Annotated in this window: 20 protein-coding genes and 1 pseudogene; 15 read left to right on the forward strand and 6 right to left on the reverse strand. The window is 54.6% G+C overall.

The features are described 5' to 3' along the window. Positions 1-192 precede the first annotated feature (192 nt). The 3 genes from AC19YX_RS00070 to AC19YX_RS00080 all read left to right on the forward strand — a co-directional run bounded on the left by AC19YX_RS00070 (position 193) and on the right by AC19YX_RS00080 (position 3,884). Positions 193-1,299: an ABC-three component system protein gene (locus AC19YX_RS00070; RefSeq protein ID WP_500605335.1), complete on the forward strand. Its 1,107-nt coding sequence runs from the start codon at positions 193-195 to the stop codon at positions 1,297-1,299. A gap of 96 nt (positions 1,300-1,395) precedes the next feature. Then, entirely contained in the window at positions 1,396-1,908 is a 513-nt protein-coding gene (locus AC19YX_RS00075; protein WP_500605336.1) for a three component ABC system middle component, read from the forward strand. Next, a complete protein-coding gene (locus AC19YX_RS00080) occupies positions 1,908-3,884 on the forward strand; it encodes a DUF3732 domain-containing protein (protein ID WP_500605337.1) in 1,977 nt (658 codons plus the stop codon). The genes AC19YX_RS00075 and AC19YX_RS00080 overlap by 1 nt, the downstream gene beginning before the upstream one ends. Before the next feature lie 42 nt (positions 3,885-3,926). Here the strand turns inward: AC19YX_RS00080 and AC19YX_RS00085 are convergent, their stop codons facing one another. After that, entirely contained in the window at positions 3,927-4,088 is a 162-nt protein-coding gene (locus AC19YX_RS00085) for a hypothetical protein (protein WP_500605338.1), read from the reverse strand. A gap of 101 nt (positions 4,089-4,189) precedes the next feature. On the opposite strand from AC19YX_RS00085, the gene AC19YX_RS00090 reads away from it, so the two are divergent. Further along, on the forward strand, positions 4,190-4,531 hold the full coding sequence (locus AC19YX_RS00090; RefSeq protein WP_500605339.1) for a hypothetical protein: 342 nt from the start codon (positions 4,190-4,192) through the stop codon (positions 4,529-4,531). Between the two features lie 23 nt (positions 4,532-4,554). On the opposite strand, the gene AC19YX_RS00095 is transcribed toward AC19YX_RS00090, so the two are convergent. The 3 genes from AC19YX_RS00095 to AC19YX_RS00105 all read right to left on the reverse strand — a co-directional run bounded on the left by AC19YX_RS00095 (position 4,555) and on the right by AC19YX_RS00105 (position 7,130). After that, complete coding sequence (locus tag AC19YX_RS00095; protein ID WP_500605340.1) at positions 4,555-5,031, reverse strand: helix-turn-helix domain-containing protein; 477 nt, start codon at positions 5,029-5,031, stop codon at positions 4,555-4,557. 537 nt (positions 5,032-5,568) lie between these two features. Further along, complete coding sequence (locus tag AC19YX_RS00100) at positions 5,569-5,736, reverse strand: hypothetical protein (RefSeq protein WP_500605341.1); 168 nt, start codon at positions 5,734-5,736, stop codon at positions 5,569-5,571. A 374-nt stretch (positions 5,737-6,110) separates the two neighbouring features. Continuing rightward, on the reverse strand, positions 6,111-7,130 hold the full coding sequence (locus AC19YX_RS00105; protein WP_500605342.1) for an HNH endonuclease: 1,020 nt from the start codon (positions 7,128-7,130) through the stop codon (positions 6,111-6,113). A gap of 196 nt (positions 7,131-7,326) precedes the next feature. On the opposite strand from AC19YX_RS00105, the gene AC19YX_RS00110 reads away from it, so the two are divergent. The 7 genes from AC19YX_RS00110 to AC19YX_RS00140 all read left to right on the forward strand — a co-directional run bounded on the left by AC19YX_RS00110 (position 7,327) and on the right by AC19YX_RS00140 (position 17,016). Beyond that, the gene (locus tag AC19YX_RS00110) at positions 7,327-9,057 is read left to right on the forward strand and encodes an ATP-dependent nuclease (RefSeq protein ID WP_500605343.1); all 1,731 of its coding nucleotides are present in this window, start codon (positions 7,327-7,329) and stop codon (positions 9,055-9,057) included. Continuing rightward, positions 9,047-10,465 (forward strand): UvrD-helicase domain-containing protein, encoded by a 1,419-nt coding sequence (locus AC19YX_RS00115; protein ID WP_500605344.1) that lies wholly within the window; start codon positions 9,047-9,049, stop codon positions 10,463-10,465. Before AC19YX_RS00110 ends, AC19YX_RS00115 begins: the two co-directional genes overlap by 11 nt. Positions 10,466-10,606: 141 nt before the next feature. Then, positions 10,607-12,514: a DUF7380 domain-containing protein gene (locus AC19YX_RS00120; RefSeq protein ID WP_500605345.1), complete on the forward strand. Its 1,908-nt coding sequence runs from the start codon at positions 10,607-10,609 to the stop codon at positions 12,512-12,514. A gap of 135 nt (positions 12,515-12,649) precedes the next feature. Further along, entirely contained in the window at positions 12,650-13,357 is a 708-nt protein-coding gene (locus AC19YX_RS00125; RefSeq protein WP_500605346.1) for a hypothetical protein, read from the forward strand. 403 nt (positions 13,358-13,760) lie between these two features. Beyond that, the gene (locus AC19YX_RS00130) at positions 13,761-14,690 is read left to right on the forward strand and encodes a hypothetical protein (RefSeq protein ID WP_500605347.1); all 930 of its coding nucleotides are present in this window, start codon (positions 13,761-13,763) and stop codon (positions 14,688-14,690) included. Between the two features lie 100 nt (positions 14,691-14,790). After that, a complete protein-coding gene (locus AC19YX_RS00135; protein ID WP_500605348.1) occupies positions 14,791-16,137 on the forward strand; it encodes an RES family NAD+ phosphorylase in 1,347 nt (448 codons plus the stop codon). A 186-nt stretch (positions 16,138-16,323) separates the two neighbouring features. Continuing rightward, on the forward strand, positions 16,324-17,016 hold the full coding sequence (locus tag AC19YX_RS00140; protein WP_500605349.1) for an ImmA/IrrE family metallo-endopeptidase: 693 nt from the start codon (positions 16,324-16,326) through the stop codon (positions 17,014-17,016). Positions 17,017-17,050: 34 nt separating this feature from the next. Here AC19YX_RS00140 and AC19YX_RS00145 read toward each other — a convergent pair whose 3' ends face one another. Continuing rightward, entirely contained in the window at positions 17,051-17,365 is a 315-nt protein-coding gene (locus tag AC19YX_RS00145) for a DUF7693 family protein (protein ID WP_500605350.1), read from the reverse strand. Positions 17,366-17,624: 259 nt separating this feature from the next. Between AC19YX_RS00145 and AC19YX_RS00150 the strand changes: the two genes are divergently transcribed. The 4 genes and pseudogenes from AC19YX_RS00150 to AC19YX_RS00165 form a co-directional block, all read left to right on the forward strand. After that, positions 17,625-18,356: an NADPH-dependent oxidoreductase gene (locus AC19YX_RS00150; protein ID WP_500606121.1), complete on the forward strand. Its 732-nt coding sequence runs from the start codon at positions 17,625-17,627 to the stop codon at positions 18,354-18,356. A 146-nt stretch (positions 18,357-18,502) separates the two neighbouring features. Next, positions 18,503-20,632 carry an ATP-dependent nuclease gene (locus AC19YX_RS00155; RefSeq protein ID WP_500605351.1) on the forward strand — a complete coding sequence of 710 codons (2,130 nt, stop codon included), beginning with the start codon at positions 18,503-18,505 and terminating at the stop codon, positions 20,630-20,632. Beyond that, on the forward strand, positions 20,629-22,656 hold the full coding sequence (locus AC19YX_RS00160) for a UvrD-helicase domain-containing protein (protein WP_500605352.1): 2,028 nt from the start codon (positions 20,629-20,631) through the stop codon (positions 22,654-22,656). The genes AC19YX_RS00155 and AC19YX_RS00160 overlap by 4 nt, the downstream gene beginning before the upstream one ends. A gap of 739 nt (positions 22,657-23,395) precedes the next feature. Further along, positions 23,396-23,623, forward strand: a pseudogene (locus AC19YX_RS00165) (histone-like nucleoid-structuring protein, MvaT/MvaU family); the annotation flags it as partial. A gap of 358 nt (positions 23,624-23,981) precedes the next feature. On the opposite strand, the gene AC19YX_RS00170 reads toward AC19YX_RS00165, so the two are convergent. Continuing rightward, complete coding sequence (locus AC19YX_RS00170; RefSeq protein WP_500605353.1) at positions 23,982-25,313, reverse strand: hypothetical protein; 1,332 nt, start codon at positions 25,311-25,313, stop codon at positions 23,982-23,984. Positions 25,314-25,849 lie beyond the last annotated feature (536 nt).

Raw genomic sequence — 25,849 nt, forward strand, 5'->3', positions numbered from 1 at the left:
TGTGCAATCTTCGTGACGGTCAGGCCTCACCTGGGTGGGCGCGCATGCATGCAGAGACTCCGCCTAGCTCTACTTGGGCAGTCGGTGCGAACTCTTTCAGCAGAGCAGGGATGAATAAATGTGATTGGCTCGGAATCAAACCCAATACCAACCCAGGCCCCTCAACTCAAGTCCAGCCGGCCGGGATCTTTCTTGGGATTCTCGCTGCAGTCCACTCGGATGTGCCTGCACCTTTGCGACGCCCCCAAGGGCTCCTACGTTGCACTGGAGGTGTTTGACGACACCGATGTTCATCATGCTGACGGTTCTGCCTTGCTTGAGCAGGCTAAAAGCGGCTTGGTGACGAACCCCATCAGCAATTTCTCTGTCGATCTATGGAAGACCTTCGCCAACTGGATCGATGTTATTGAGGCAGGCCTGATCGATCTCAGCAAAACGCGCTTCCGACTGTACGTCTTACAGAAGAAAGAAGGCGAGTTTGCTAATCAGCTTCATTTTGCCCATACGAGGACACTGGTCGAGCGCGTGGTGGCGGATATACGCGAATCCTACAAGGTGGAAAAGCCGGAGCAGTGCAAACCCTACATTGAAAAGTTTCTCAATTACGACGAGGGCAAGCGTGCTGACCTAGTCATGGCCTTCGAGCTAGAGACGGGAAATGACGATCTGATCGGCAGGATTTCTAATCACTTCGCGCTCACCGTTCCAGATGACAGGCTGGAAGACGCTTGCAACGTTGCCATTGGATGGGTCAAAAACAACTCCGATGCACTGATTGCAGCCTGCAATTATCCTGCGCTGTCGCGCACAGATTTCAAAGACTACATGTCGACTTTCACTAGCCGGAGCGCTCTGAACTTACTAAAGGCTTACACCTTGCCTGCTCCATCAGAGGACGAGATCGCAGAGAACCGTCCTTTGGTTTTGACATTGCTTCGTCAGCTTGACCTCATCGACAAAGCTGGGGATGGGTTTGAAGCGGTATCGGACTTCTTGCAGTCGAAGACAAATAAAGTGCGGTGGGGTGAGAAAGGCTTGGTGTGCGACTCGGACTTTGAAGAATTCCGCAAGACTCTTTTCAATAGATGGTCGCTTCTGAACAAGAAGACGAACATGGCTTTTCCCAGCGCTTCAGAACTAGATAGAGGCCAGCTGTTGAAAATGGAGTGCATGGACGTATCCGAGACTCTGGACGGTACCGAGTCACCAAAGTTCTTCGTGCGCGGCACCTACCAAGAGTTCGCCAACGTGACGAAGATCGGTTGGCATCCCCGCTACCTTGATCTGCTCGACGATTGATGAATATCTTCCAACGCCGTCGGTAAATACTAATTCCGCTGGCCACCTGACTCTATTTGGAGGCATGTGGCCTAGCTTTGAAACAGGTTGTCCAGGATGGAAACCCCTGAAGTCAAAATATCTCCTCGACTCAACGACGAGATCTACTTGGTGCAAAATCCCGCCCTTGGGGCTGCCCTCATGTGGGAGTTCGTGAAAGGGTTTAAGCGGCAGAGCTCAGGTGCAGGCCCAACACTGCCGTTCCTGTTCATAGTATTGCCGGTTATCTTCAGTGAGCCCTTGCGAACGGTCATGGGCAAGACCAACCTAACCTCCGGACTACGGCTTTTCGCAGGGAAATTCTCCAAGGAACAGGAGTTGTTGCTGTCCATCCAGCGTCGGATGCTGGCGCTCAGGAACACGTCGCTCACCAGCCTCGACATCGCATTGGAAAGCGGGCTGCTAACCCTTGATTGCACCACAGCTGTCGTCGATTACAAGACCAAGCGGTACCCGTCTAACATCCCTAACACGGTAAGAGAGTTAGGCAAGCACGCAGACAAGCTTGGTGGTTGGTGTGGAGCTCTTTCCATCCAGGAAGTCCAGACTGCCCTACGGATAGGTTTTTGATGAAACTGCAAATTGAAAAGCTAATTTTGTGGCCAAAAAATGGCCGCGACTATCGTGAAGTGAAGTTCACGCCAGGTGCTGTGAACGTCATCAGCGGTTCGTCCAAGGCGGGTAAGTCCGCGGTCATCCCGATTATCGACTACTGCCTAGCCTCGGAAAAATGTGCAATCCCCGTGGGTACTATCAGGAACACCTGTGCATGGTTTGGGCTGCTGGTAAATACCGATGAAGGCATGAAGCTATTCGCAAGATCCGAGCCGGGTCGGCAGCGATCCACCGATGACATGTTCGTATTGGAGGGGCAGAACGTCACCATCCCAGCCAAGATCGAACGAAAAAACTCCAACCGTAGCATAGTCAAAGGCATCTTGAATCGACTCTCCGGCTTGCCAAACATTGGGTTTGGGGATGATGTTAAATTTGGATTCAAGAATCGGCCCAGCTTCCGTGACCTGATGGCCTTCACCTTCCAGCCGCAGAACATCGTCGCCAACCCGGACGTCCTTTTCTACAAAGCGGACACTACAGGCCACCGAGAAAAACTGAAGGACATTTTCCCCTTCATTTTGGGGGCGGTTACCCCCCAGACGCTGCTGGCATCTTGGGAAATGAAGGATCTTGAACGTAGACAAAAGCAGCTGCGGACAGAAATCAACACACTGACTGTCGCGTCAGCCCGGCTGCGCGGCGAAGCCAATAGTTGGTACTTCCGGGCGCGTGAGTATGGCTTGGTTGGCATTGACTCAATGCTTTCCGAGGAGTGGCCCGTTGCGGTTGAGCAGCTTGGCGCGATTCTGCAGAAAAGCTCTAGAGACGCCCAGCCGAGGCTCAAGACCATTGAGGCTTCGATCACGACCATCGGACAGCTCAAGGCCAGAGAAGACCTCATTGCAGCGAATTTATTTGCAGGTCGCCAAAAGCTGAATCAGCTTAGCGGACTGCAAAAAGATGCTGATGCCTATGTGTCCGCCCTTGAAACCATGAAAGATCGCCTGTCCCTTTCGACCTGGCTGAAAGGCCTGATCAGAAAAGACAATGTTACTCCGATAAGTGCGCTTGGATCCCCAGCCCTGTCAGCATCGTTAGAGCTCGACGCACTGTGTGAGGCGCTCAGCAGCATTGAGGACAGTGCCCGCGTCGCTCCAGTAGTTCCCATATCGATTGAGAGCGAGACACTACGACTGCGAAACGCGATGAGCGAAGACTCAGATGAACTCGATGCCATTCGCAAGGAAATCAGAGCTATTGAGTTGGTCGACGCTCAAGCCACAGGGCAGGCCTTGCGCGAAGCAGACATTGACCGATATCTGGGCAGGCTTGAAGAAGCAGTCAAGAACTACAAAGAAGCCCAATTCGATAGCACTCTAGCTAAAGAATTGAAGCAGGTTGAGGATCGAATGGCTGAGCTCGCTCCGCTCGTATCCGTGGACTTGATCAGGGCGAATACCCGAAAAATCCTAGACTCGTTGAGTGCTTATTGCGCGAAGATCACACCGTCTCTCGATGCTGAGTGGAAAGATGCGAAGATCGGATTATCGATCACGGATTTGGCCATCAAGGTGCGCCATGATGGCCGCGATGACTTTCTATGGGAAATTGGTAGTGGTGCGAATTGGCTCGCTTACCACGTAGCGATGCTCCTCGCGTTGCAGAAGCTATTCATGGCCAAGACAACTGTTGAACACCCGGTGCCTCATTTTCTCGTGTTCGACCAGCCCAGCCAAGTCTACTTCCCGGTAAAGCGTGCCGCGCAGGTCGAGGAGGAGCACGAGCTGAATGATGAAGATCGCGTGGCGGTTCGTAAGGTATTCAAAGCTTTCGCAGATGCGGTCAACTCGTCCGAAGGACGGCTGCAGATCATTGTACTAGACCATGCTGATGACGGTGTTTGGGGCAAGATTCCAGGGGTGGTGCTGACCGAAGAATGGAGAGACACCAAGCTGGTGCCTGACTGGTTCAGTATTCCTACTGAATAAATCCTCGGACACCTTGCGGTGGCTTGCACACGGGCTTGATGTTCAACTCGTTTGCAAGGCGTCCTCCAGTGCCGCTGCAAGTGACTCCAAGGCATCAGCCAAGCGGGAGTCCTCGCGCGCGTCCCCACTGCCGGGAACAAACTCCCGGCAGTGGCGTAGCAACGCGTCGAGGTCGTTGTGGTTGAGATCCAGTTGAATGTGCATCTTCTAGAGTTCCGAGATAGTTGAGCCGCACGCAGGCCCTGACGCTAGAGCACGCTTTAGTCGAAATTTGCGCGTCGATTGGAGGCCATGAGGGTAGGCTATTGAAGGTTGAGCAGGAAGCGCTGATTTGGGGGCGCGCCGCTGCGCATTATGGTGCATCGCTCGCGGCGATAGCGAATGATGCGGTGAGCAGTTTTCGCCGCAAACCCGGGCTCGATAGCTTGACTCGCATCTACAAGGAAAATGTAGGAGAGCCGGCATTCGCAGTGCTTGAGAGCGTTTTGCCAAAGGCCCATGTGCCGCGCACGGATAGCGACTTCATCCATGTCCGGGAGCAGCTACGGTCTCATTTGAATTATCACGTGTTAAAAGGCCTTGTAGATGCCCAGGCTGTGCCCGCTGAGCTCAGGGACACCTTGTTTTCAATTGACCTTGGACTTTGATCACGGGGTGATCTCACCATCTGCTATTCGGCGAAGCACAGTTCAGTTTGAGGGGAAGGGCAAGCAACCTTCTGCCGGCGGGATGGAGCGGCCCTTGTTGCGCTGATCACTGGCAATGATGGGATTCCCAAGTCTGTGAGCGCGCCATGGGCCTCCAGGTCTGCCACATCAGCTCTGAGTCGCTGTACAAGGCTATCAATAGGCTGGCCGTTTTCCACACTCAACGTCAGAGTAAAAAGTGTCAGAGGGCTTAGCCCGAGAGTCTCGCTGATGGCAGTTAATTTGTGGACGGTAGGGCTTGATCGCCCCTGTTCCAATTTTGACATGTAGCCACGACTGCTGGCCTCGGCCATTTGCTTGTGTGTCAGCCCGCGGCTAATTCGCATGGCTTTCAGTACGGTGGCGAAGCCTGTTTTAAGCGACATGGAAGCTCCCGACCAGGGTGAAACGTGAAGAATTGCCAAACACCTGCAGCAGCGGAAAGACTCATCGTAGAGCATCTGAGAGTATCACAGACATTTTGGCGCCAGACTGGTCGCCGATGATTCTTGGGCCACGAAGGAGAGCTCCGCTGCACGCGAACGCGGTTGAATGCCCAAGATCAGCGAGTCGGCAAAACCAGTGCTTTCACCTGGATTTGATAGGGTAAGCAGGGAGATTTTCTGTATTTTTACTTTTTTTCTGCATGCACCCTTGAAATTTTTTTCGCGAGACGGAGTTCTTTATTTGAGGACAAGAAAAAAGCGAGTGATGTGCAGGCGCAGGTGATCTGCAAGGATCACAGACGGTTTTGATTGACGGTTTTCGCTTTTGACGGTTTCCAGATCTGACCACTGCTGTCAGGTTGGCGCTGCATGGCCCCGTAGGGGCTGAGGGGAATCGCCCTCTTCGCAGCCTCTGGCTGCGCCTATGCTTTGAATACAAACAAACATGCCGAATTCCAAAAAACAACATGCAGTGGTTTTTAAGCTAATTTTTGAAGAAAAATCACTAGATGTTGTGTTCAGATATCAGGGCGACTGCTCTGGGCATCTTTGTCACGGTAGCAAATCAATCGCTCGTGCATAATCGAACTCCGCGATGGTGTGGTTCGCCAGTTCGGCAAGCAAGCGAATGCCATCATGCGTCGACACCGTAGATAAGCCGATCGCCTTGACCTGTGGAGAAGTGGTTGCCCAGAGATGGACGAGCTTCTCGATCGCCACCTGATTCGATATATAGCCTGGTGGTACTCGACTCAAATAGTTCCGAAGCCTGCATTTCAAGGCTTCTCTAGAGGGGTAGTGATGCGGCCCGATGAAGCAGGGGGAATCGCCAATAGCAGTACCCAATGGTACAGCCGGCTTCAGGTACAACAGAGGACAAGTCCCCGCTGGACGTATTGCTTGACCAGCCTGCTCTTACCCTCCAGAGCGTCCACTTTTGAGTCGTAACGTTCGACGACCCTGAATATAGGTGTGATCCCTTGGGCTAGGAGCAAAGCGATTCTGGCGGAAACGCCATCGTTCCGATTAGCCTCTACTGCCGCGGGCTGAGCTCCATTGCCCGGGAACTGACATGCTATTCATGTCTGCCTGACTCAAGGCTCGTCGGAGAATTTATCGCTGTACTGAAGCAAAATTCTGAGTTCTTCGCCATGTACACGGTCAGGCGAGTCGAAGTGCTTCTCCTGATAATCAGGCGGGCCGAAAAGTCGAAAGTGCTCCTCATGCAGGAACAATGGGGCATAAACGAAGGTTTTCTGCTGGTCATACTCGTCTGGGAGGGGGATCACAAGCTGATACTGGAAATTCCCATATTGAAATATGAACTGGTACCTGTAGGTCGTTTCTTTGAACGCCTCTCTCACCTTGGCAACGATGCAGGTAATTTTGTTCGGGTTGACGCCTCCGCTTATCCCCCATTCAATGACCGGTACCGATCCACTAAAGCTAGGCTGATGGTTTTTGCTTAGAAGCCAAGGTTTTAGGTAGTCGAAAAGGCGATGATCATCATCTGGCATCATGGCCAACGCCATCTTGATCAGCATCTTGTGAATGGCTGTTGGGTAGTAGGGTTGACGTTTTACCTTGAAACGGAGCTGATTCTTGCCCTCTACCTCCAGGGCCCCGATTCCGTCTTCACCATCAACACAGATCACCAGGTTGGATTGATCTGCAGCCCAAACCTCTAGGAATGGGGCTTTGTATTTGGGAATTCCATTGCGCCCCCGGATCCGCTGAAAGGGGCGGTGGGGATGGGTGTAGGCTGCGAAGCTGTTTTCAAGATGATCCCCGAAGTGGTGGTTGCAATGATCACACTCCAGCTCGTCAATAATCGTCTTGTTCCCTAGAAAAATGGGTATGGCATGCGACTCGTCGCGGAAAGTCGTCGAGTTTTCGTTTTTCCCGCAATACCGACACACCTTTGGCAGCTTGTATCCCAGTCTGAGTTTCGGCTGGGTAGGAGAAAACACACTGAACACATGGAGGACATAGCGTTCAGTCAGCACTCTGACACGCTTTTCGTTCAGATCAATGAACTGTTCAATCCTTGCGGATTGCTCTGTTGAAAAGCGAGCAACAGCTTTGTGAGGATCGTTTTTGGGAGCTTCGACCATACCTAAACCGTATCATTAAAGATGCTGGATGATAGCGGGCTACAAGCAGGGCGCGTAGACCAGCGTGGACGTACCCACCTGATCTGCTTGAACAATGCGTGTTTCTATGCATCGCACGCCACTTTGCGGAGATGCTTCCACAGGACTACTATCGCCAATCAGGCCCGCGAAGACGTGGCGCAAGGAGGCGGTACCAATGGTCAGAATACGAAAGCTTGAGATCAGTAACTTCCGGGCCATTCAATTCCTCGATTGGGCACCGTCTAACGGTGTCAACTGCCTCATAGGCCCAGGAGACAGCGGTAAATCGAGCATCCTTGATGCCATCGATTTCTGTCTCGGCGCGCGGCGCAGCGTGTCGTTCAGCGACACCGACTTCTACAACCTGAACGTCGATGTGCCCATAACGATCTCGGCCACGCTGGGATGCCTTCCTAATGAGATGATCAATCTGGAGGCTTATGGTGATTTTCTCCGAGGCTTCAATTTCCAGACAGGTGTATTGGAAGACGAGCCGGGATCAGGACTTGAAACCGTCGTGACCCTGAGACTGCATGTCGCTAGTGATCTCGAACCGACGTGGACACTCTATTCAGAGCGTGCAGCTCAAGTGGGTACCGAGAGAAGCCTTGCTTGGAAGGATCGTTCCAGAATTGCCCCGGCGCGGATCGGCAGCTTCGCCAGTATGAACCTCTCCTGGAGCCGCAATTCAATCCTCAACCGCTTGACCGAAGAGCGACCGGAGCTGAGTGGTGCCTTGGCAGGCGCCGCTAGGCAGGCTCGGGAAAACTTCGGTGCTCAAGCCTCTGCCCAGCTCCATCACCCTCTGGACATTGTGAACCGGACATCGCGATACCTTGGCGTTCCCGTGGGCGAGGGCGCACAGGCTCTGTTGGATGCCCACGCTGTTTCAATCGGTGATGGCGCCATTGCGCTGCACGACAGTGCAGGCATTCCGCTTCGATCTCTCGGCACAGGTTCGTCACGCTTGTTGGTTGCGGGCCTTCAGCGCATGGCCGCCGACGCTGCGACCATTGCCCTGGTAGATGAAGTTGAGTACGGCCTCGAGCCCCACCGCTTAGTGCGATTCCTAGACTCCATGGGCGCCAAGGATCCGGATCAACCCCTGCAGGTGTTCATTACCACGCACTCTCCAGTGGCCCTGCGCGAGCTCTCGGGCGACCAATTGTATGTCGTGCGCAAAGTGCACGACCGCCATCAGATGTTGGTTGCAGGCACCAGCAACGATGTACAAAGCACATTGCGAGCTGATCCTGAGGCCTTTCTGGCGAAGCAAGTGATCGTGTGTGAAGGGGCCAGCGAAGTAGGTCTGGTTCGGGGGCTCGATCAGTTTTGGAGCGCCGCCAACCATGATTCATTTCTGGCCAGGGGGTGTGCATACGTAAACGCCGGGGGCGGCACCACAGATAACGTCTACAACCGAGGTTCCGCATTACTGGGCCTTGGTTACCGTGTGCTCCTCCTTGTCGATGCGGACAAGCCACCCACGCCTGAAATCGCTCAAGCTTTCTTGGCGCGGGGCGGACAAGCCATGACTTGGGGGCAGGGGCGGGCCCTAGAAGATGAGTTGTTTGCCAGCCTGCCTGACCCGGCCATTGATGCGTTGATCTCGAAAGCGCTGGAAGTAAACGAGCTCGAGCGCGTCGCGGGGCAGATTCAGTCGAAATCCGAAGGTCAATCAAGCCTGCAGGTCATCCAAGAGCATCGTGCTGCTGGGAATGGCTATCCTGCGCAAACACGTGTCTTGCTGGGGATCGCTTCGCGGATCCGCTCAAAAGGCTGGTACAAATCGGTGACGACGTATCAGGCTATTGCCAAGGATATCATTGGCCCGAATCTGCCCACAGCTGAGGGCGGCTTTCAGCGAATTATTAACGGTATCAAGGAGTGGGTGCATGCCGGCTGAAATAGATTTTTCAGCATTCCCGCGGGGTTCTGTGACGGCCCCCGCGGGCTGCGGAAAAACCCAATTAATCGCTGACACCCTGGCGGCTCACACCGATGCCAAACCCATACTGATTTTGACTCACACGAATGCTGGAGTAGCAGCGCTGCGCACCCGACTTCAGCGAGCGCACATTCACACTTCGAAGTACCAGGTTGCCACCCTGGATGGCTTCGCGATGAGGTTAATCAGTAAGTTCCCCGCACGCAGCGGACACGACCCCGCAATTCTCTTGCTGGAAAATCGCGCGCATGATTACCCAGCCATACGAAGTGCAGCAGGGTTACTGTTACAGAACGGTCACATAAGCCCTGTAATACGGGCTAGCTACTCACGCCTGCTGGTTGATGAGTACCAAGATTGCAATCAGTCCCAGCACGTAATCGTCACGTGGCTTGCCCAGACTGTCCCGACCTACGTACTTGGCGACCCAATGCAGGCGATTTTCGGTTTTCGCGGAAATCCATTGGTGAACTGGCAGGCTGACGTCACTCCGCATTTTCCCCCGATCGGAACCCTAGACATTCCCTGGCGTTGGCGCCGCGCCAATACAGAAGAACTGGGTCGATGGTTACTCGAGCTACGTCGGCCGTTGGCAGCAGGAGAGGGGATCGACCTGCGCAATGCGCCACAGGAAGTCGAGTGGGTCGCGATACGACCCGATACCGCAGAAGCCCAACGGCGCAATGCAGCCTTGGTTCGGATCAGGGACGGCGAGTCAGCCCTGATCATTGGCGATTCAACGAGCCCCGCCAGCCGCTTCCGCCTGTCCAGCCAGACACCGGGGGCTACCGCGGTTGAGAATGTCGAACTCAGCGAACTAATTAGCTTCGCCAGATCCTTTGACCCTACGTCCGACCAGGCGCTGAATGAACTGGTGGGTCTCGCCGCGAGCGTAATGACAGGAGTTGGCGCTGCAGCTCTTATGGGGCGAGTGGCGATCATCATGGGTGGTCGTAACCGCACGGAGCCGACTGCCATAGAACGTAGCGCTGTGGATTTTCATCAGGCACCCGGTCTTGCTGCCGCGTTGCATTTACTAGAGAGTTTCGGAGCCCAACCCGATACCCATGTTTACAGGCCTGAGGTCTTCCGGGCATGCCTCAGCGCCCTGCGGATGGCCGCAGCCGGTACGCATTCATTGAGAGATGCTGCCCTGCAGGTGCGTGAACGAAACCGACTTTTGGGCCGGCCTTTGTCCCGTCGCGCTGTGGGCAGCACGCTACTGCTCAAAGGCCTGGAGGCGGAAATTGCCGTGATCCTGAACCCCAGCCAGATGGATGCCAACAACCTCTATGTGGCGATGACCCGGGGAGCGAGGAAACTGGTCATCTGTTCCGAGAGCCCCATACTAATTCCCCGTATCTAGAGGTTCATAGCTCAAGAGGTTGCTGGCGCGCATTTCTGCTTGCATTGCCTTCCACCGAGGGCTCTAGAGCGCAACGTTCAGGTACCATCACTTGTGTTGTCCGTACGCCATCACGAGCCATCAATGACCTGAGGAACAGAAGTGTCAGACCAGTCCTCCCGCTACCCTAACGATACGCCACTGACGATTGAAGTATTCAGGTCGATCGACTTGAGTTCGATCTTGCGAGACATACCGGTCAAGTACCAAGACATCTGTAGTGCTCTGGCAGACAGCGCCCAGGCAGAGACGCGGAATGCTGACTACTCCCACGCTCGGGTGCTCTGGCTGCTGTCTGACCTCTGCTCCCTCATGCTTAACCCCTCGAACCCCCAGGAGCCCTTGAGGCCATTTGCGGTGTTTGAAGACAGACGCTCGCTGGACGTTTCCGATCTGACGATCGAAGAATACGACTTTGTGAAGATCTTGATCGATTTGATCGAGCCTGGGCTGATCAAGACTCGCCTAGCAGAAGTCCTCTGGTTGAATCCCGATCACAAGCGCGTCGCCTACGCGTTAGCAGCCATCGAGGGATATCAGGTTGCAGCCATCAACGACGACAGCTGGTGGGGGGGCGGCAAGGAGTGCTGGGATCGTGCTATCTCGCTTGCAAGAGGCTTGGGCAAAAGCGGCAGGGTGATTCTTGAACAGCTAACCAACCGACTTTTCGAAGCGCTCGAGGTGGAGTTCAAGTCGCTATCTGAAATGTTTCCGCACCTTGCCGGTACCGTACTAGAGCACCGCCTAGTCCATAGCCAGGCAGCAGACCTTCCCGAAAAGCTTGAAACCGCGGGTCGTGAATACGAGCGGGACGGCCAGTTACTCAGAGCGCGCCACTGCTTCGAATTGGGAGCACAGGCTTACAGTATTGCCAAAAATCGGCTGGCGTCAGCACGCATGGTGGTGGCCGAGGCCCAAACGTGGATCACGGAAGCGAGGCTCAGGGAGGGGGGCAGCGTCGCCCAGCCTCTCATCGCAATGAATCACTTGGCAAAGGCCCTTCAGATCTTCCGAAGGGTGCCCCAGGCACTCCGCGACCAGTTGGGCATCACGCAAGTCTATGAGCAGTTGCGGTCACAAATCGCTGAAGCTGGGAGCTTGACTGTGGAGACGATGTACACGATCTCTACAGGGCCAGTAGACATTTCAAAACTGGTAGCCATGGCGCTTGAAGAGACAAACGGTAAATCGGCTCTCACAGCCCTACGCGCCTTAACCACAAAATTTCCTTTCGCTAGTCGGCAAGAGGCAAGAACGGGGGCCATTCGCAACCTGCAGGTAGGATTGATCAGCGCATTGTCAGAATTCACCTGTGTCGACCGAAACGGACGCGTTATAGCCAAAGCTCCAGGGATGTCGATGAGCGCCGTGCCGACGCCGTCAGACGAGGAGCGCATCTGGGCTCAAATGGTGCAAGGCCACGAACTCACTCGAGACCTTGCCGTTGAGGGCTGGATTTTTCCTGTATTCCAAGTCATCCAACGGGAGCATTGCTTCAGGGAACAAGATCTCGTGAACCTGGCTAAAGTTTCGGCACTCGTGCCGCCAGAGCGAGCACTCATGGTTGGTAAAGGACTGTACTGGGGGATGGTAGGAGAGTTCGCGATGGCCGCACATTTTCTCATCCCGCAGCTGGAGAATATCGTTCGATACCACATGAAGGAGGCAGGCCTGAACACCTCCAATACTGACCGTAACGACATTGTTAACGAGAACGGGTTGAGTACTTTGCTCGACGTCGAAGGTGTTGAAAATGTGTTCGGGCCAAATGTTCTGTTCGAGCTCAAGGCCCAGTTCTGTAGTCCATTTGGCCCAAATTTGAGAAACGAATTTGCCCATGGACTGATGAATGATGATGACTTCTACTCGCCTAGTGTGGTGTACGCCTGGTGGTTCATCCTCAAGTGGGTAGCAATGCCTTACTGGCGAGCGCTGGATCTGAAAGAAGAGAGTGGCACGGTAAGCGCCTCCATCCCCCCCAGCCCAACAGAAGCTAGCGTTGCCACCTGAGAAGCGTTAGCGACAAGCCGCTACGATTGCAATTGTTGACTATTTGTAGGTAGAGCAGGGGGTGATAGCCCCCTAGCTTTGCAAGTGGCAACCCATGGTTGCGCAGGGTTTATTGATGATGAATGCAGGAAAATAGTGAAAAGAAGACACGAGCAGTCCGTTATTGACGCCTTTTCCAAATTCATGGAACGTAGTGCGTTGCACTCTGGCCGGCAGGTCACTCGCTGCTCTCTTGACGGGCAAGATACCGTCCTCGGTGCAGATTACTTTTTCACCAACCATACTAAAATACTTATGGTTGAATTTAAATTCGAAAAATGGGACATCAAGCATGAAGCTAATAAGCCGAGACGGCTTAAGCTCTGCCGAATACTGGATGTAGAAGACAGTTGGAGGAGCTTGAGCTTGGAGTGCCACTACGTAGCTTGGTCTGAAGTAAACGAGATTAACTTGGTTCGAAGACGAGGAGTGAATTTCAACGCTTACTACGCTGAAGTTTGTAATCAGGACATCTTCGGTAAAAAATCCGGATTGATGGAAAAGCATTCGCATAATGACTTGATGCTCAAGGCAGAACATCTGGTTGAAGATTTCCTCTCGGGCGACCTCGGAACGGATTTTGTGACCTTTGAACGCTATACCGATTGGCTGATGAGTCTGGAAGGAAGCGGCGAATCGGGGATCGAGCTGATCGTTGACCACCCTGACCGGGGCGAATTACTCCTGATGGAGTTCACATCTGTGAGTGATTTGAAAACGTGGCTGGACTCAACCGACTTTGATCCCCCTAAATCAACGCCTAGGCCCAATCCAAGCGGCTTTAGCGGGCCTAGGATGGGCTAAGCGCTTTACCTTACCTCCCTCACACATTCGCCCGTCATGACTCGAAACCTGCTCCTGGCAAGCATGGCAGGCGGAGAGCGCAGGACTGACGATGGAAGCCTCCCAGGATAAAGATGTGATCTGGCTAGCCTAATGGCCCAGTTGACCGTCAGCTTGGGGCGAGATCCGTCGGCCGTGTTGCTGCCGAAGCGGAGACAGACGCCTTCAGGTGAGGGTGCTGTCAGCAATCAGGCCAGGCCCTCGACCTATGTTCCTCTCTTCTAGATGACACAATGCTCGACCAAGGTCTTAGATAAATAGCTCTATCTCAAGCCTTGGCGCCCTTTATCTAGCGCGTTAGTCTTCAGCTTTTGCGTTGAGGCTGTAGATGCGAACGAAGAGAAGGATCACCCGAGCGTACTGTGTGGAGCTGGGCGAGGAATTAAGCATTGGCGGAGCACGTCAGGCCTATTTCAATCAAAACCAGCCACGCAGCCGTTTTCTGTTCCAGTGCTCATCGCCGGAGTGCAGGATGCTTAAGGTGGTGCCTAAGATCACCGCCGTCAATTACGACATTCACCCGACCGAAAAAGCGCGTGTCAAATCTCCGCACTACAAGGACAACGAGCACTATGCCCACCATGCGGAGTGCGAGTGGGTGCTGCCCGATGAGGACGAGGGGAGCGATGCACCATTGCCAGGAGAAACGGAGTTGCAGACCCGCACCCGTTTGGCTAAACGCCACCTCACCTCGGTCATCGATATCTTTGTTCCTCCGACGCAGCCAGAAGAGCCAGTAGCACGTCCACCTCGAGTCGCCCTTGGTAACGACGAGGCGGAACCCAATCGTCAACGGGGCGGTGGTGGCGCAGAAGGCACCCGTACCGATCGGAAGCATCGTACCCGTGATCTTCGAGAGCTCGTGGATTACTACCAGGAGACCCGCGACACCCTGAAAGACCTCTTCCCCGAGGTGACCATCAACGTAGCAGGGCGTGGTGTGATACCGCTGCGTTCGTATTTCAAAAAGGTGGTTTGGGCCAGGCCTGATACTGCAGGGTACGTCTACAACGGTGGAGGACGCATAGAGCGGAGGGAAGGGGCTGGTTTCGTATTCAGTTTCTTTGACAAGGTCGCGGATAAGGACGCCTTCCTTCACGTCTCAGATGAAGTGATGACTCAGCACCGATCGAGGCGCTATGTGAATGAGCTTCTCGAGCAGGCGCGGCTAGTCAGGTACTTCACGTTCTACTTCCTGGGCGTCTTCACCCATCATGAGGCTAGCGACACCATGGTTGCACAAGTCACCGACCTTCGCTGCTTGGCGATCGACCTTGGGCCCTTGAGAAGCTGAATCCAAGTCGAGATGATGCATCTCGGCAGAAATTCAATACAACGGGTGGCCTTTGCTTGGCCGCAGGCAAGTACCGTGTAAAACAGCCAAGGAGCAAGTGATGGGTCAACTGGTGTGTACCGATTGCCTCACCGAAGCCCACCTGCGGGATCACGCTTCGGGCAATGATGTCAGTGAGTGCGACTATTGCGACCAAGAGCTTCCGGTCATGGACATGGAAGAGTTGGTGGAACTGTGTGAAAAGGCAATCCATGCCTCATTTCGTGAGATCCAACAACCCAGTTCAGTGATTCATCATGGTTATCCTCCAATCGGTGTAAGTCTGTATGACGTTCTGGAGCGCATGCTAGGTGCCGATCAGGTCCTACTTTCTGTTATCCATGAGCGTTTGCTTGACTCCAGGAGCTACGAAGATGATGACGATGACCCTTATTTCGTCGAAGAAACTGAGGCTTCGTCCGAGTTAACAATGGACTGGCGCAAAATGGAGCACAGCCTGCAGTTTGAATCGCGGCTGGCAAATCCCATGGTGGGGTCAATTCTGACCATGGTCTTCGACGGCATTGAGGATTTGCGCTCAAAGGACGACCGATCGGCCGTTGTGATGGTCGGTCAAGGACATCAGATCACGTCATTCCAACGGGGGCGGGTGTTCCAGTCTGAAGAGGCATTGGAAGAAGCGCTGACACACCCTGAAAAGTATCTCGGCCCGGTAGCGGGAGGTAAGGGCTCTCCTGGCCGAATGAATGCCAAGGGTATTTCGGTTTTTTATGGCGCCACGGATGACCATACAGCGATTGCAGAGGTGCGCCCTCCCGTTGGAAGTATGGTGGTTACAGCGCGGTTCGACGTGATCCGGCCTCTGCGACTTCTCAACCTGAATGACCTGGCCTCAATGCGTCCCCACGGGGAGTTGAGCTACTTCAATCCAACTCGCAGGAGCCTCTCCGAACGCTGCGCTTTTCTCAAAGACTTACAACGCCAGCTGACGATGCCCGTCATGCCAGATTCGGCGGAAAGTGGGTATCTCATCACGCAAGCTATTGCCGACTTCTTAGCAACACATGAAAAGCTGAACCTCGACGGAATCTTGTTCCCGTCTGTACAAGTGCAGCAGGATGCCTCACCCGGCCAGAACGTGATTCTTTTCCATAAGGCAAGCGGTGTAGAAAGGCTCGAGGACACACAGAAGGCTGAGTATGTGAGTCTCTGGGAATCTGATGAGGATAGGTGGGTGTATTATCCAGAGGTCTGGGAGGCCGAACCTAAAAGCGGAGATCAACGCCCCCCGTACCTGCCCCTCGTACCACCGCCGGAACCGAGCCTGCGTCTAGCTCGAGAGTGCATCATGATTCACAAAATCCAGGGTGTTCGCTTCAGCAGCGAAGTCGATCCAGTTCACTACGTTCCTTGGTCGAAGGACAGGAAATACCATGGTTTTCGCTAGGGTGGCTGCCTGCTAACAATAGGATCTAGCTCCAGATATCTCTGGCATTCACCGCAGGGATTTGAGCAGGCGTCATTGCTAGGTCTACCGTTCATCGGCAAAACCCATATGTTGTGTTAAGCATATATTGAAAACACTACATATTGGGCTAGATTGAGCTTGAGAGCCTATATCTGGTGTTTTGCCATGAACGAAGCTTCTATCGAGAAAGCAGCGACTGACCTGCTCATGCAGATTTACCGCGATCGCCGATACCTCTGGCCGGATCAAGATACTCCGCCAATGATGATGCGTAGCCCCCAAATCGCCGCCTTGGTCTGCGGCTATGACTACCATGTACATCCCACTCTGGGGGACACCCAGTTCAACCGGCACAACACCGGCACTCGCATCGCAGGCTTGATAGATCGTCAATCGAACAAGATCGCCGTCGCCACCGAGTTTGGTGACAAAGTCCAGCTCTTCACTGGTGCCCATGAGATAGGCCATCTAGTGCTTCACGAAGAAACCGTCATGCATCGCGACCGCGCCTTTGACGGCAGTCCACTGCAGACACCACGACCACCCGCAGAGCGGCAAGCTGATCGCTTCGCAGCATGCTTCCTCATGCCTCAGAAGCTGCTGAGAGAGCGGTTCGAATTCATGTTCTGCTGCAGCGGGCAATTGCGCTTTAGCGATGTGATTGCCTATCACCTCGACCCCATTAACCCGGATCGCTTGCTCTACGCCTCGAAAGACTCGGGTGAGCGCGAGCTGGCGCTGGCGCGGTGCACCCGATTCAACAACCGGCATCTGTTGTCACTGGCCCAGCAGTTTGGGGTATCGGATGCGGCGATGGCTATCCGGATCAAAGAACTGGATCTGGTTCGCTGGCCGTAGGTTTTTCCTCAAGCTTTAAGCCTGCGTCAGCCATCTAGACGGCGCTCAACCACTTTTCTAGCTGGGAGTGCTCCCATGTGCTGAGTAGCTCAACAGGATCGGTGCCATACCTCTGGCTCGAATCGAAAACGTAAGCGCGGCCGGCCGGGTTGTAGCAGCTGTCGCAGTAATCCAGAGTGTCGCAATCGTTGTAGAGCGTGATCACCCAGCCGTCAGTCTCCACGGTCATTTGCCCGCAGTAGATTTCAGACCACGACTGGGTGCCTAGACGGCGCATGGTACGCACACCCTGGGCAATGTCGCGAAGGACTTGGCAGGCTTCACGGGGGGTGAGAGGTTGAGCTGACAAACGATCTACCTGTGTGAGGGCTTACGCTGGTATTCGACTGCGGAATGGTCACGCTTTGTGCCAGGACGCGCAGATCCAGACGATTCACTGTATGGTAAATGAAACCTTCTCTGGCTGGTGTGTCGTCCCGGGCTCGATTTGGTAGGCTCGTTCTCCTTTGGAGATCCCGCATGACAGCTAACGCACATTCGAGACTGGCCGCCCGCTACGGTACGCCAGACATCCCCCCCTCACGCAATGGAACGATACCCTCGATCAACTGCTTGATCATCGGAGTGTCCGGGCCTTCAATGATCAACCGTTACCTGAGGGAACGATCGAAACTCTGATCGCCGCGGCACAATCGGCATCTACGTCTTCGAATCTCCAGGTCTGGAGCGTCGTCGCGGTTCAAGACGACGATCGGAAGAGCCGTCTTTCGGCTCTCGCCGGCAATCAGGCCTACATCCGTCAAGCGCCGTTATTCCTTGTATGGTTGGCCGACCTTTCCAGGGCCTCCAGGATTGGTGAGCAGAGCGATGTCGATCTGGAGGCGCTGCCTTTCCTGGAAAGTCTTTTGCTCGGAACGATCGACGCTGCATTGGCGGCGCAAAACGCTGTTGTGGCCTTGGAATCGCTGGGCTTAGGGAGTGTCTTCATCGGCGCCATCCGCAACGACATCGAAAGTGTCGCCAAAGAGCTCGAATTACCGCCGCAGGTCTACCCGGTATTCGGACTATGCGTTGGTTATCCGTCAGATGAGCGGCCAGCCAAGGTCAAACCGAGGTTGCCCCAGCGCGCAGTGCTCCACCATGAAACTTACTCTGCCGTCAGCGAAGCGGATGCCCTCGCTGAGTACGATGAACTCTTGGGTGCGTTCTATAAGCGCGAGGGGATGAAGGCATCGGGCTGGTCAGAGCAGGTGATCAACAGGCTGCGGAGCGTTTCGAGCCTGCATGGCCGCGAAGAGCTGGTCGAGGAGTTGAAGCGGATGGGCTTTGGTCTGCGCTGACTCTTTCACCTGATACTTGCCTGCGAAGGGCATTGCCGATCGACATCTGGCCTTTCAGTGCCAGTCGGTTAGTGGAGAGCCGTCCGAATCGTGTAGCCCCCAACGGACTTTTCATGGCATATAGCTAGCGCATCCAGGGAAGGGTGGTGCCGGCCAGGCTGGCGCTGATCAACCCAATCCCTGCCACTGAATCAGGTGAGGGCAGCGCTTTGTTCCTTTCGGCTTTGAAAATCGAAAATTTCCGCCAGTTTGGCCATGGTGGTCATGCGTTGAACATCCAGTTCAACGAGGGCGTGACTGCCTTGGTAGGTGAAAACGACGCGGGTAAAACTGCCGTCATCGATGCAATACGCTACGTTTTGCAAACCCGGGACGCTGAATACCTTCGACTGCAGATCGAGGACTTTCACATTGCCAGCGATGGTGCCCAGGCGGAAACCATCACCATCAGATGCACCCTGGAAGGACTGAGCGCTGGCGAACTCGGCGCTTTCGCGGAATACGTGACCTATAAGGACGGTGTGGGACGGCTTTATGTTCACTGGTCAGCTCGCCGCGTCGTCGCCTCTGCCTCCACTCGCAAATGGGTCGATATCTCGGTTCGTTCGGGTGAAAACGGAGAAGGCCCGTCCCTGGACATGGGTGTACGGCAACTACTGGCCACCGCTTACCTGAAACCGCTTCGCGACGCAGAGCGAGAGATGTCCCCAGGCAGAAACTCCCGGCTCTCGCAGGTATTGAGTAGTTTCCCTAATATTGATGCCGGCAGCGCACTCGACCCCGCGGCGCTCCCGAATGACCTGGCTGGCGCTGAAGCCCTCAGCATTGCAGGCATGGGCGATTTTCTTCGCCACCTGGTAAACAGTCACGGCGCCATTGTCTCTGCTCAGAAGGAAATTAACGACACGTACCTGCGCCCTTTATCGCTCGCCGGCCAACCCCTGACGAGCCGTATCGGTTTCGGGGAAGCCGGAACGGATCCCGCGAAGCTCAAGCAGATCCTGGAGCGTTTGGAACTTGGGTTGCTGGATCACGCCACAGGTGAGGCTCGCGGTGTTTACGGGCTTGGCTCCAACAACGTGCTGTTCATGGCCTGTGAGCTACTGCTGCTCGGTAAAGAGCCAGACGGCCTTCCGTTGCTCCTGATCGAAGAACCTGAAGCGCACCTGCACCCGCAACGCCAACTCCAACTGATGGAGTTTCTTGAGGCCGCGGCCCGGCCATCTGCAGGCTTGAGGCCAGTTCAGGTCATTCTGACCACGCACAGCCCAAACCTCAGTTCGAAAATTCCCCTGCAGAATCTGGTGCTGATGCAACGCCAGCAGGCCTTCTCACTTGCGGAAGATCAAACCCGCCTGGCACCGGATGACTATCGGTTCCTCAGTCGCTTCCTGGACGTCACCAAGGCGGGCCTGTTTTTCGCCAAAGGTTTGCTCGTCGTGGAAGGCGATGCGGAAGCCATTCTGCTGCCTTCGCTGGCGCGACGGCTCGGCAGGGATCTCACCAAGCACGGTGTATCGATCATCAACGTCGGCGGTGTGGGGCTGCGGCGCTACTCAAAGATTCTACAGCGCAAGGACACCTCCAAAGGCGAGATCACCGTGCCCACGGCATGTATCACCGATATGGACGTAATGCCGGACTGCGCGCCCGAGATCCGGCGCCTGAAGGACGTGAAGGGGACAGTCTGGCCAGATATCGCAAAACGACGCTGGCGCGCCATGAAAGACTTCGGCTCCACTTCGGAGGAGATTGAAAAGGGACTCAAGAAGCATCGCGATAAACGCTGCGAAAGTGATGGTCAATGTGTGCGGACGTTCGTAGCCGACCACTGGACGCTCGAATACGACCTGGCGTTCAAGGGGCTCTCGAGGGAAGTCCATCACGCCGCCTACTTGGCCATCTATGAGGAAAAGATCGACAATGGCACTGAGACCAAGGCCAGCTTGCTGAAAAAAGCGGACACAGCATTTAAAAAGATTCAGACCACCCATGCCTCCGAAGAAGCCCGATGCTCTGCGGTCTACAAGCTGTTCAACAGGGCGTCCAAAGCAATCGCTGCCCAGCATCTGATTGACTTCATTGACCGGCGCTTCGAGGACAAAAGCCTGGACGTCATCAAGCTTCGGGGACTGCTTCCCACCTACGTTGTCCACGCGATCGAATATGCGACCCGGGGCTCTGACCTGACCAGCACAAGTCCCTCTCACCCAACGATGACACCGACCGTGCCAAGCCCTGGTGCCGCGGATCCATTGGAGGAGGCCGTCAAATGACGCTCAGCCAACTGGTTGCCCCCATCACTGATGCTGATGTGGACTGGGTCATTGGGTTGATGGGGCTGGAGATGCTGGATGAGCCCCGTCGCAATTTCCTGAAATCCATGGATACTGTGGACGTGGCCGCGTGCCCCGGTAGCGGTAAGACGACGCTGGTCGTCGCGAAACTCGCAATCCTGGCTCGTCATTGGAAGAGCCGCATGCAGGGTATCTGCGTGCTCTCGCACACAAACGCCGCCCGGGAAGAGATCGAAAAGCGCCTAGGCGGCACGGAGGTGGGACAGCGGCTGCTGCGTTTTCCTCACTACATCGACACCATTCATGGCTTCACTGGCCGATTCCTGGCCTCGCCATGGTTGCGCTCTAAAGGGATTGCACTTCAGGCAATCGACGATGAGGCCACTCATAAAGCCCGTCGCAGGGAACTCACCTACCGTGAACATTTGGGTGCACAGGCCGCCTTCGAGAAGAAATTTAAAAGCCTTCTCAGCTTGCGTGTCCGGTCTCCTGATTTCGACCAGCCGCTCGGCGATGAAGACATTGGTTTTGCATCCCACACGGCGACCTACAAGAGTGTGGTGAAATCGCTCAGTGGTGCAGCTAAGGCCGGTTACTTCTGCTTCGATGAAGTATTCGTGTTAGGGCATGCTCTGCTCGATCAGGAAAAGGGTGTGGCCGCCGCGTTGCGCCTCCGTTTTCCGTGCGTTCTTATCGATGAGATGCAGGACACCCAACCTGACCAGGCTGGCATTCTTCAACGGGTCTTCCCCCATGATAATCCGGACGTCAGGGTCATTCGCGTCGGGGATCCAAACCAGGAAATCTTCGAGAAGAAGACATCACTGCCAGATCCGTTCCCTGACACTGGGCGTCAGTTGGAGATCGCCAGCAGCTTCCGCTTTGACCAGGCCATCGCGTCGATCGCCAACCCCTTCGCGTATGTTCCCATCACGAACGGATTGATAGGCCTTCGGACGCCCAGCACCCCGGGTACCGTTCCGAATACGATCATTGTCTTCCCGGACGACGACGCGTCCGGGGTGCTGGATGAATTCGGCAAGCTGGTGCTGAAGCATCTGCCGACAGAAACTCGCAAAGCGGGTGTGTTCGCAGTCGGCGCCGTGCATCGATTAGAAAATTTTAAGCAGAACCAGTATCCGAAAGCTCTGGAACACTACTGGCCATCCTACCGGTCTGATACGACCAAGACGTCGTTCAAACCACGTACGTTCGCGGAAGGTGCCCACATCGCTCGGCGTTCCGCGATGCGAGAGCCCACAGCTTCATCAGCCGTCGAATTGCTGACTTCCTGCTTGGCCAGCCTCGGCGAACTGGCGTTTCCAAACAGTTCAGTGCAGTTGAGAGGCCGGCACAAAGCATCCGTGGAGGAGAAGCTCGCTACCAAGCCAGAAGCCTTTGCACGGTACCGGGAGTGCCTGCAGCAGATCCTTTTCGTATCGTCCGAAGTCACGCAACTGGATTGGGTGAAGATCATCGCTCCAAAACTGCTGCTACTGGCAGCTGCTCTTCGTGATGCCGAGGGCGTGGCCGCTGATCCACTAGGCCAGCAATACCTTGCCTGGGAGCCCGCCCCAGTAGCGACTGAAGCTGGAGAAAGTGGAGGGGCGCTGGTCAACACGTACCGGTACCAGGAAGGCAACGATGGTGTCGACGTTCGGATGTCATCCATCCATTCAGAGAAGGGCAAAACCCACGCCGCGACCCTGATTCTGGAGACTTTCAGGAAGACTCATTTCATCCAAAAGCTCATGCCGTGGCTCGAGCGCGGCAAGGCTGCGGCTAAGAGGCCACCGGACAGTGCTAAGAAGGACATGATGCTGATGTACGTCGGGATGACCCGGCCGACCCATATGTTGTGCCTTGCCATACGCAAGAGCTCATTGGGGGAGGGGGCTGTTGGCGATAAACGCAGGGTTGCGCTGGAGACGGCGGGGTGGTCGATTCTGGAGCTTACAGCGCCGGCGGCTGTGCCTGTGCCTGTGCCAACCCTCTGTATTTAACGGTTTAGGAGCAAACGCTCAGTATCTCTAATGTCACGGTCAAACGCGTAATTTAAATGCTGTAAACCTATTTCTTGCACTGTAAACCTCTCCGGTTTACTGGTTAAAAAGTAGGTTTACAAGCCATTATCAGCGGGGAGGGCACCAGGCCTTTTTCGGTTCTGGAGGTGCTTTTGGCCGGACACATTCGCGCCTCTATCTGAGCGGGGCATTCAATGCCGAGGGCAAGATCTGCTAGGCCGTACCGCTCCGAAATGCAGCATGGCAAATATGCGGGCGCGAGGCACTTATACTGCATATTCATACAGTATATTGCTCGGCGCTGAAAAATGCTCATCTGAATGACCTGCCAGATGCGGGTGTCCTAGGTGCAGTCGCCATCTTCACAAATTTCTACAGGTCGCATGCGGTCTGCCTTTCAGGCTGAGCAGGAGGCATGTGAAGCTGATTGTGGTCAGCCTGAATTGGGCAGGGTCTCGATTTTTGCGAGGCGACAGGATGACTGTATATACATCCAGATAACATCGCTTCTAGCTGGCCGAAACGCTATCTGTGTGATCAGAAGGTGGCGCCACGGCCCTCAACTAAGAAGGAATGGACGCCGTCAACGAGCATGACTTGGCATCGCTCGGATGATTGCCAAGATTGAATAGCTGGAGTAACTGGGCAGAGCTGCAACACAAAGCCCGCGGCAACGCCTTTGGGTTGGCCTATTGGGAATTCTCCGAAGCTTCGCTGGCATGGGTACAGCCTAAGAAATGTGATCTCGATCCTCGATCCGCAAGCATCTACTCGCCGTGCTCCGGCAGCTGCCGAAGCGAAGGGCAGTCGCAAGCCGCGCCAAGTGAAGCGCTACAAGAATCCGCATTCGGGTGAGATCGTGGAAACCAAAGGTGGCAACCATAAAACGCTGAAAGAGTGGAAAGCCCAGCATGGCGGCGAGGAAGTCGAAAGCTGGTTGGCATGATAAGACTTTCTTGTGATCAAGGGGCCTGAATGGGCCCCTTGTCGTTTTCGGAGTAGCTCTTCGCCCCACCACCGATGGCTGCAGCCAGGCAACTTCATTTGCTGATGTTGCTGAATGGTTGACATTGCATGCGGCATATTACACTGACGGTATCGATTGGGGTCATCAAGCTGCGCCCGAAAAGGGGCAGGGCAGGGACGTGCCCTGCAAGCCGCATCTGTTTGCTCGGAACCCGAAATTGACATACTTAAACTAGATATCATGCTATATGGCGACGATCTTTCTACCGAGCTAGGCCGTCCCCTAACCACCTTGTTTCGAATCCCAGCACCTGGTTTGGCGCAGTTAGCGGCAGTTATTAATGCGATCGAAACCATTGTGCTGCCGACATTTTCTCGCAAATGCCAATATCAGGCCAAATATGCGCATCCTTCCCAGCGTCCCGTGAGGCTAAGGCTTTGGGAATCAAGCCAGCACGCTTGGCTGAATCTCGTAACTCAACGAAGGTGAGCGAGGCCCGGGGATCAAGCTTGTCCGAACCTTTCCAATGCGTCCGTTCCAGGGCAGGCCTGGCTTGAAGAACTTCAAGAATGCTTGCGGTAAATTCGCTGAGCTTTTCGATGAGGCTGCCGTAGACATAGGCATCCACACCCTGACCCCGAGGAATGAGGAAGCTGGAAGGGTGTAGAGGATGGTCGTACATGTGACGGAATTGAGCATACCGGCTGAATAAAGCATGGAACTGGAAACCTATGGCGAACTGCCGTTCAGGATAGAGCGGACTTTCGAACGATCCAGGGCCTTTGGCGAGCGTGTACTGTGAATCTAGGTAGCGATTAGCGAACTCAGTTTTGGGCGGACTCGTGATGGGCTCACAGCCTTCGGGAGCACGTGCCTTGAAGTAGGAAAAGGTAGGCTTGATCGTCTGGGTTGCACCCAGAGCTCGCATTGGGATGTTTGTATACAAGGCCACTGCAAAAATGAAGAGAAAAGGCTCCCATTTCACGTCGTAGTTCGTAAGCGACTCCGCAATCTCCAGCAGATCATTGAGCTGTTCACGTGTGAAACTGACCCGGCGCTTCTCAGGGCGGGCATCAAAGTCTTTAGGCAGCAAATCTTGGAACGGGTTTGCAGGCTCGTTGTTGGTGTGGTGGTTGGCCGGAGATGACGCAAAGGCAAAATACTCGCGCCCGTGTGTAATGAACCAGTTCCGGTGATGTTTGGAGCTAAGGCCAGGGTCGCTGCCCAGCCGCGTCTTTCGAATGATTGGGCGCCAGCCAGGATCGAGGGATTTCTCGGCGAAATTTTGGCGGGTCTTCTTCGAGTAGCGGCTACAACCCGGGGTGGTCACCCAAGTACTTGGCGGCAGCATGATGAAATCCATAAATGCCCGGGCGTCGACACTGTTCCAAGCTTGCAATGGTTTACCACAAATTGACCAGCTCCAGTGCATCATCGACTCGATGATCGGGCACAACACTTTATAGTGCCGTTCCTTGAAGTCAGGCTGTTGAGATCGCTTTATGAGGAAAGCAATGCCAGTTCGCCAAGCGCTCAAGGCGTACAAGTGTGTGGGAATGGCATCGAGTCGCTGGCGAACTTCCACGTTGATTGGGCGCTCAACCTGGGCATGTTCGTTGAGCAACGCCAGAGGTGGAAACAAGGGATAAGGAGCTGACGGCTCAGCCATTGAGGCGACTCCTGTAGAAATCCGTTGGCAGATTGGTAGGCGTTGTCGCTAGTTCAGAGTAACTGGTCTGGGGATCTGAGTGACAACGCGGGTGCTCACCAAAATGGTTGAGGATGCTATTCGGTGATCGTATGCACTACGTCGTAAAGATAGTTCAGATCTGGATGTAGGCGCCGAACGGTCGCGCAGGAGATCGTGGGAGACGTAGACTGATGGGATGCACGCAACGAAGAGATTTAGGCTTTGAACAAAGCTGCATCCTTGAGATATGAGATGGATTTGTAGGGAGGACTGAAGTCGTGAAAGAGATTCTGGTTTTCAAGTCTGAGGAAATGATGGACGGAGCCGACGATAAGCTCGAAAGCTTTGGAGGAAGGGTGTATAGGTCGTTGATTTTTAGAGATTCTGGTAATTCGTGGCAAAGTCCGGTTTTAGGGTGCAGGTGACATCATGAACATTTCTAACATAGCATCTGGTTTAACATAATATACATTATGCGAACTATACTGTGCAAAACTGGGGGGCTCTGCCGGTCA

The organism is Pseudomonas sp. MF09150, assembly GCF_059862355.1.

What these genes read in the sequence shown, in the direction of transcription:
- AC19YX_RS00075 (WP_500605336.1), top strand. Translation starts at nt 1,396, where the DNA reads ATGGAAACCCCTGAAGTCAAAATATCTCCTCGACTCAACGACGAGATC.
- AC19YX_RS00080 (WP_500605337.1), top strand. Translation starts at nt 1,908, where the DNA reads ATGAAACTGCAAATTGAAAAGCTAATTTTGTGGCCAAAAAATGGCCGC.
- AC19YX_RS00085 (WP_500605338.1), bottom strand. Translation starts at nt 4,088, where the DNA reads ATGCACATTCAACTGGATCTCAACCACAACGACCTCGACGCGTTGCTA.
- AC19YX_RS00095 (WP_500605340.1), bottom strand. Translation starts at nt 5,031, where the DNA reads ATGCTCTACGATGAGTCTTTCCGCTGCTGCAGGTGTTTGGCAATTCTT.
- AC19YX_RS00105 (WP_500605342.1), bottom strand. Translation starts at nt 7,130, where the DNA reads ATGGTCGAAGCTCCCAAAAACGATCCTCACAAAGCTGTTGCTCGCTTT.
- AC19YX_RS00110 (WP_500605343.1), top strand. Translation starts at nt 7,327, where the DNA reads ATGGTCAGAATACGAAAGCTTGAGATCAGTAACTTCCGGGCCATTCAA.
- AC19YX_RS00115 (WP_500605344.1), top strand. Translation starts at nt 9,047, where the DNA reads ATGCCGGCTGAAATAGATTTTTCAGCATTCCCGCGGGGTTCTGTGACG.
- AC19YX_RS00135 (WP_500605348.1), top strand. Translation starts at nt 14,791, where the DNA reads ATGGGTCAACTGGTGTGTACCGATTGCCTCACCGAAGCCCACCTGCGG.
- AC19YX_RS00140 (WP_500605349.1), top strand. Translation starts at nt 16,324, where the DNA reads ATGAACGAAGCTTCTATCGAGAAAGCAGCGACTGACCTGCTCATGCAG.
- AC19YX_RS00160 (WP_500605352.1), top strand. Translation starts at nt 20,629, where the DNA reads ATGACGCTCAGCCAACTGGTTGCCCCCATCACTGATGCTGATGTGGAC.
- AC19YX_RS00170 (WP_500605353.1), bottom strand. Translation starts at nt 25,313, where the DNA reads ATGGCTGAGCCGTCAGCTCCTTATCCCTTGTTTCCACCTCTGGCGTTG.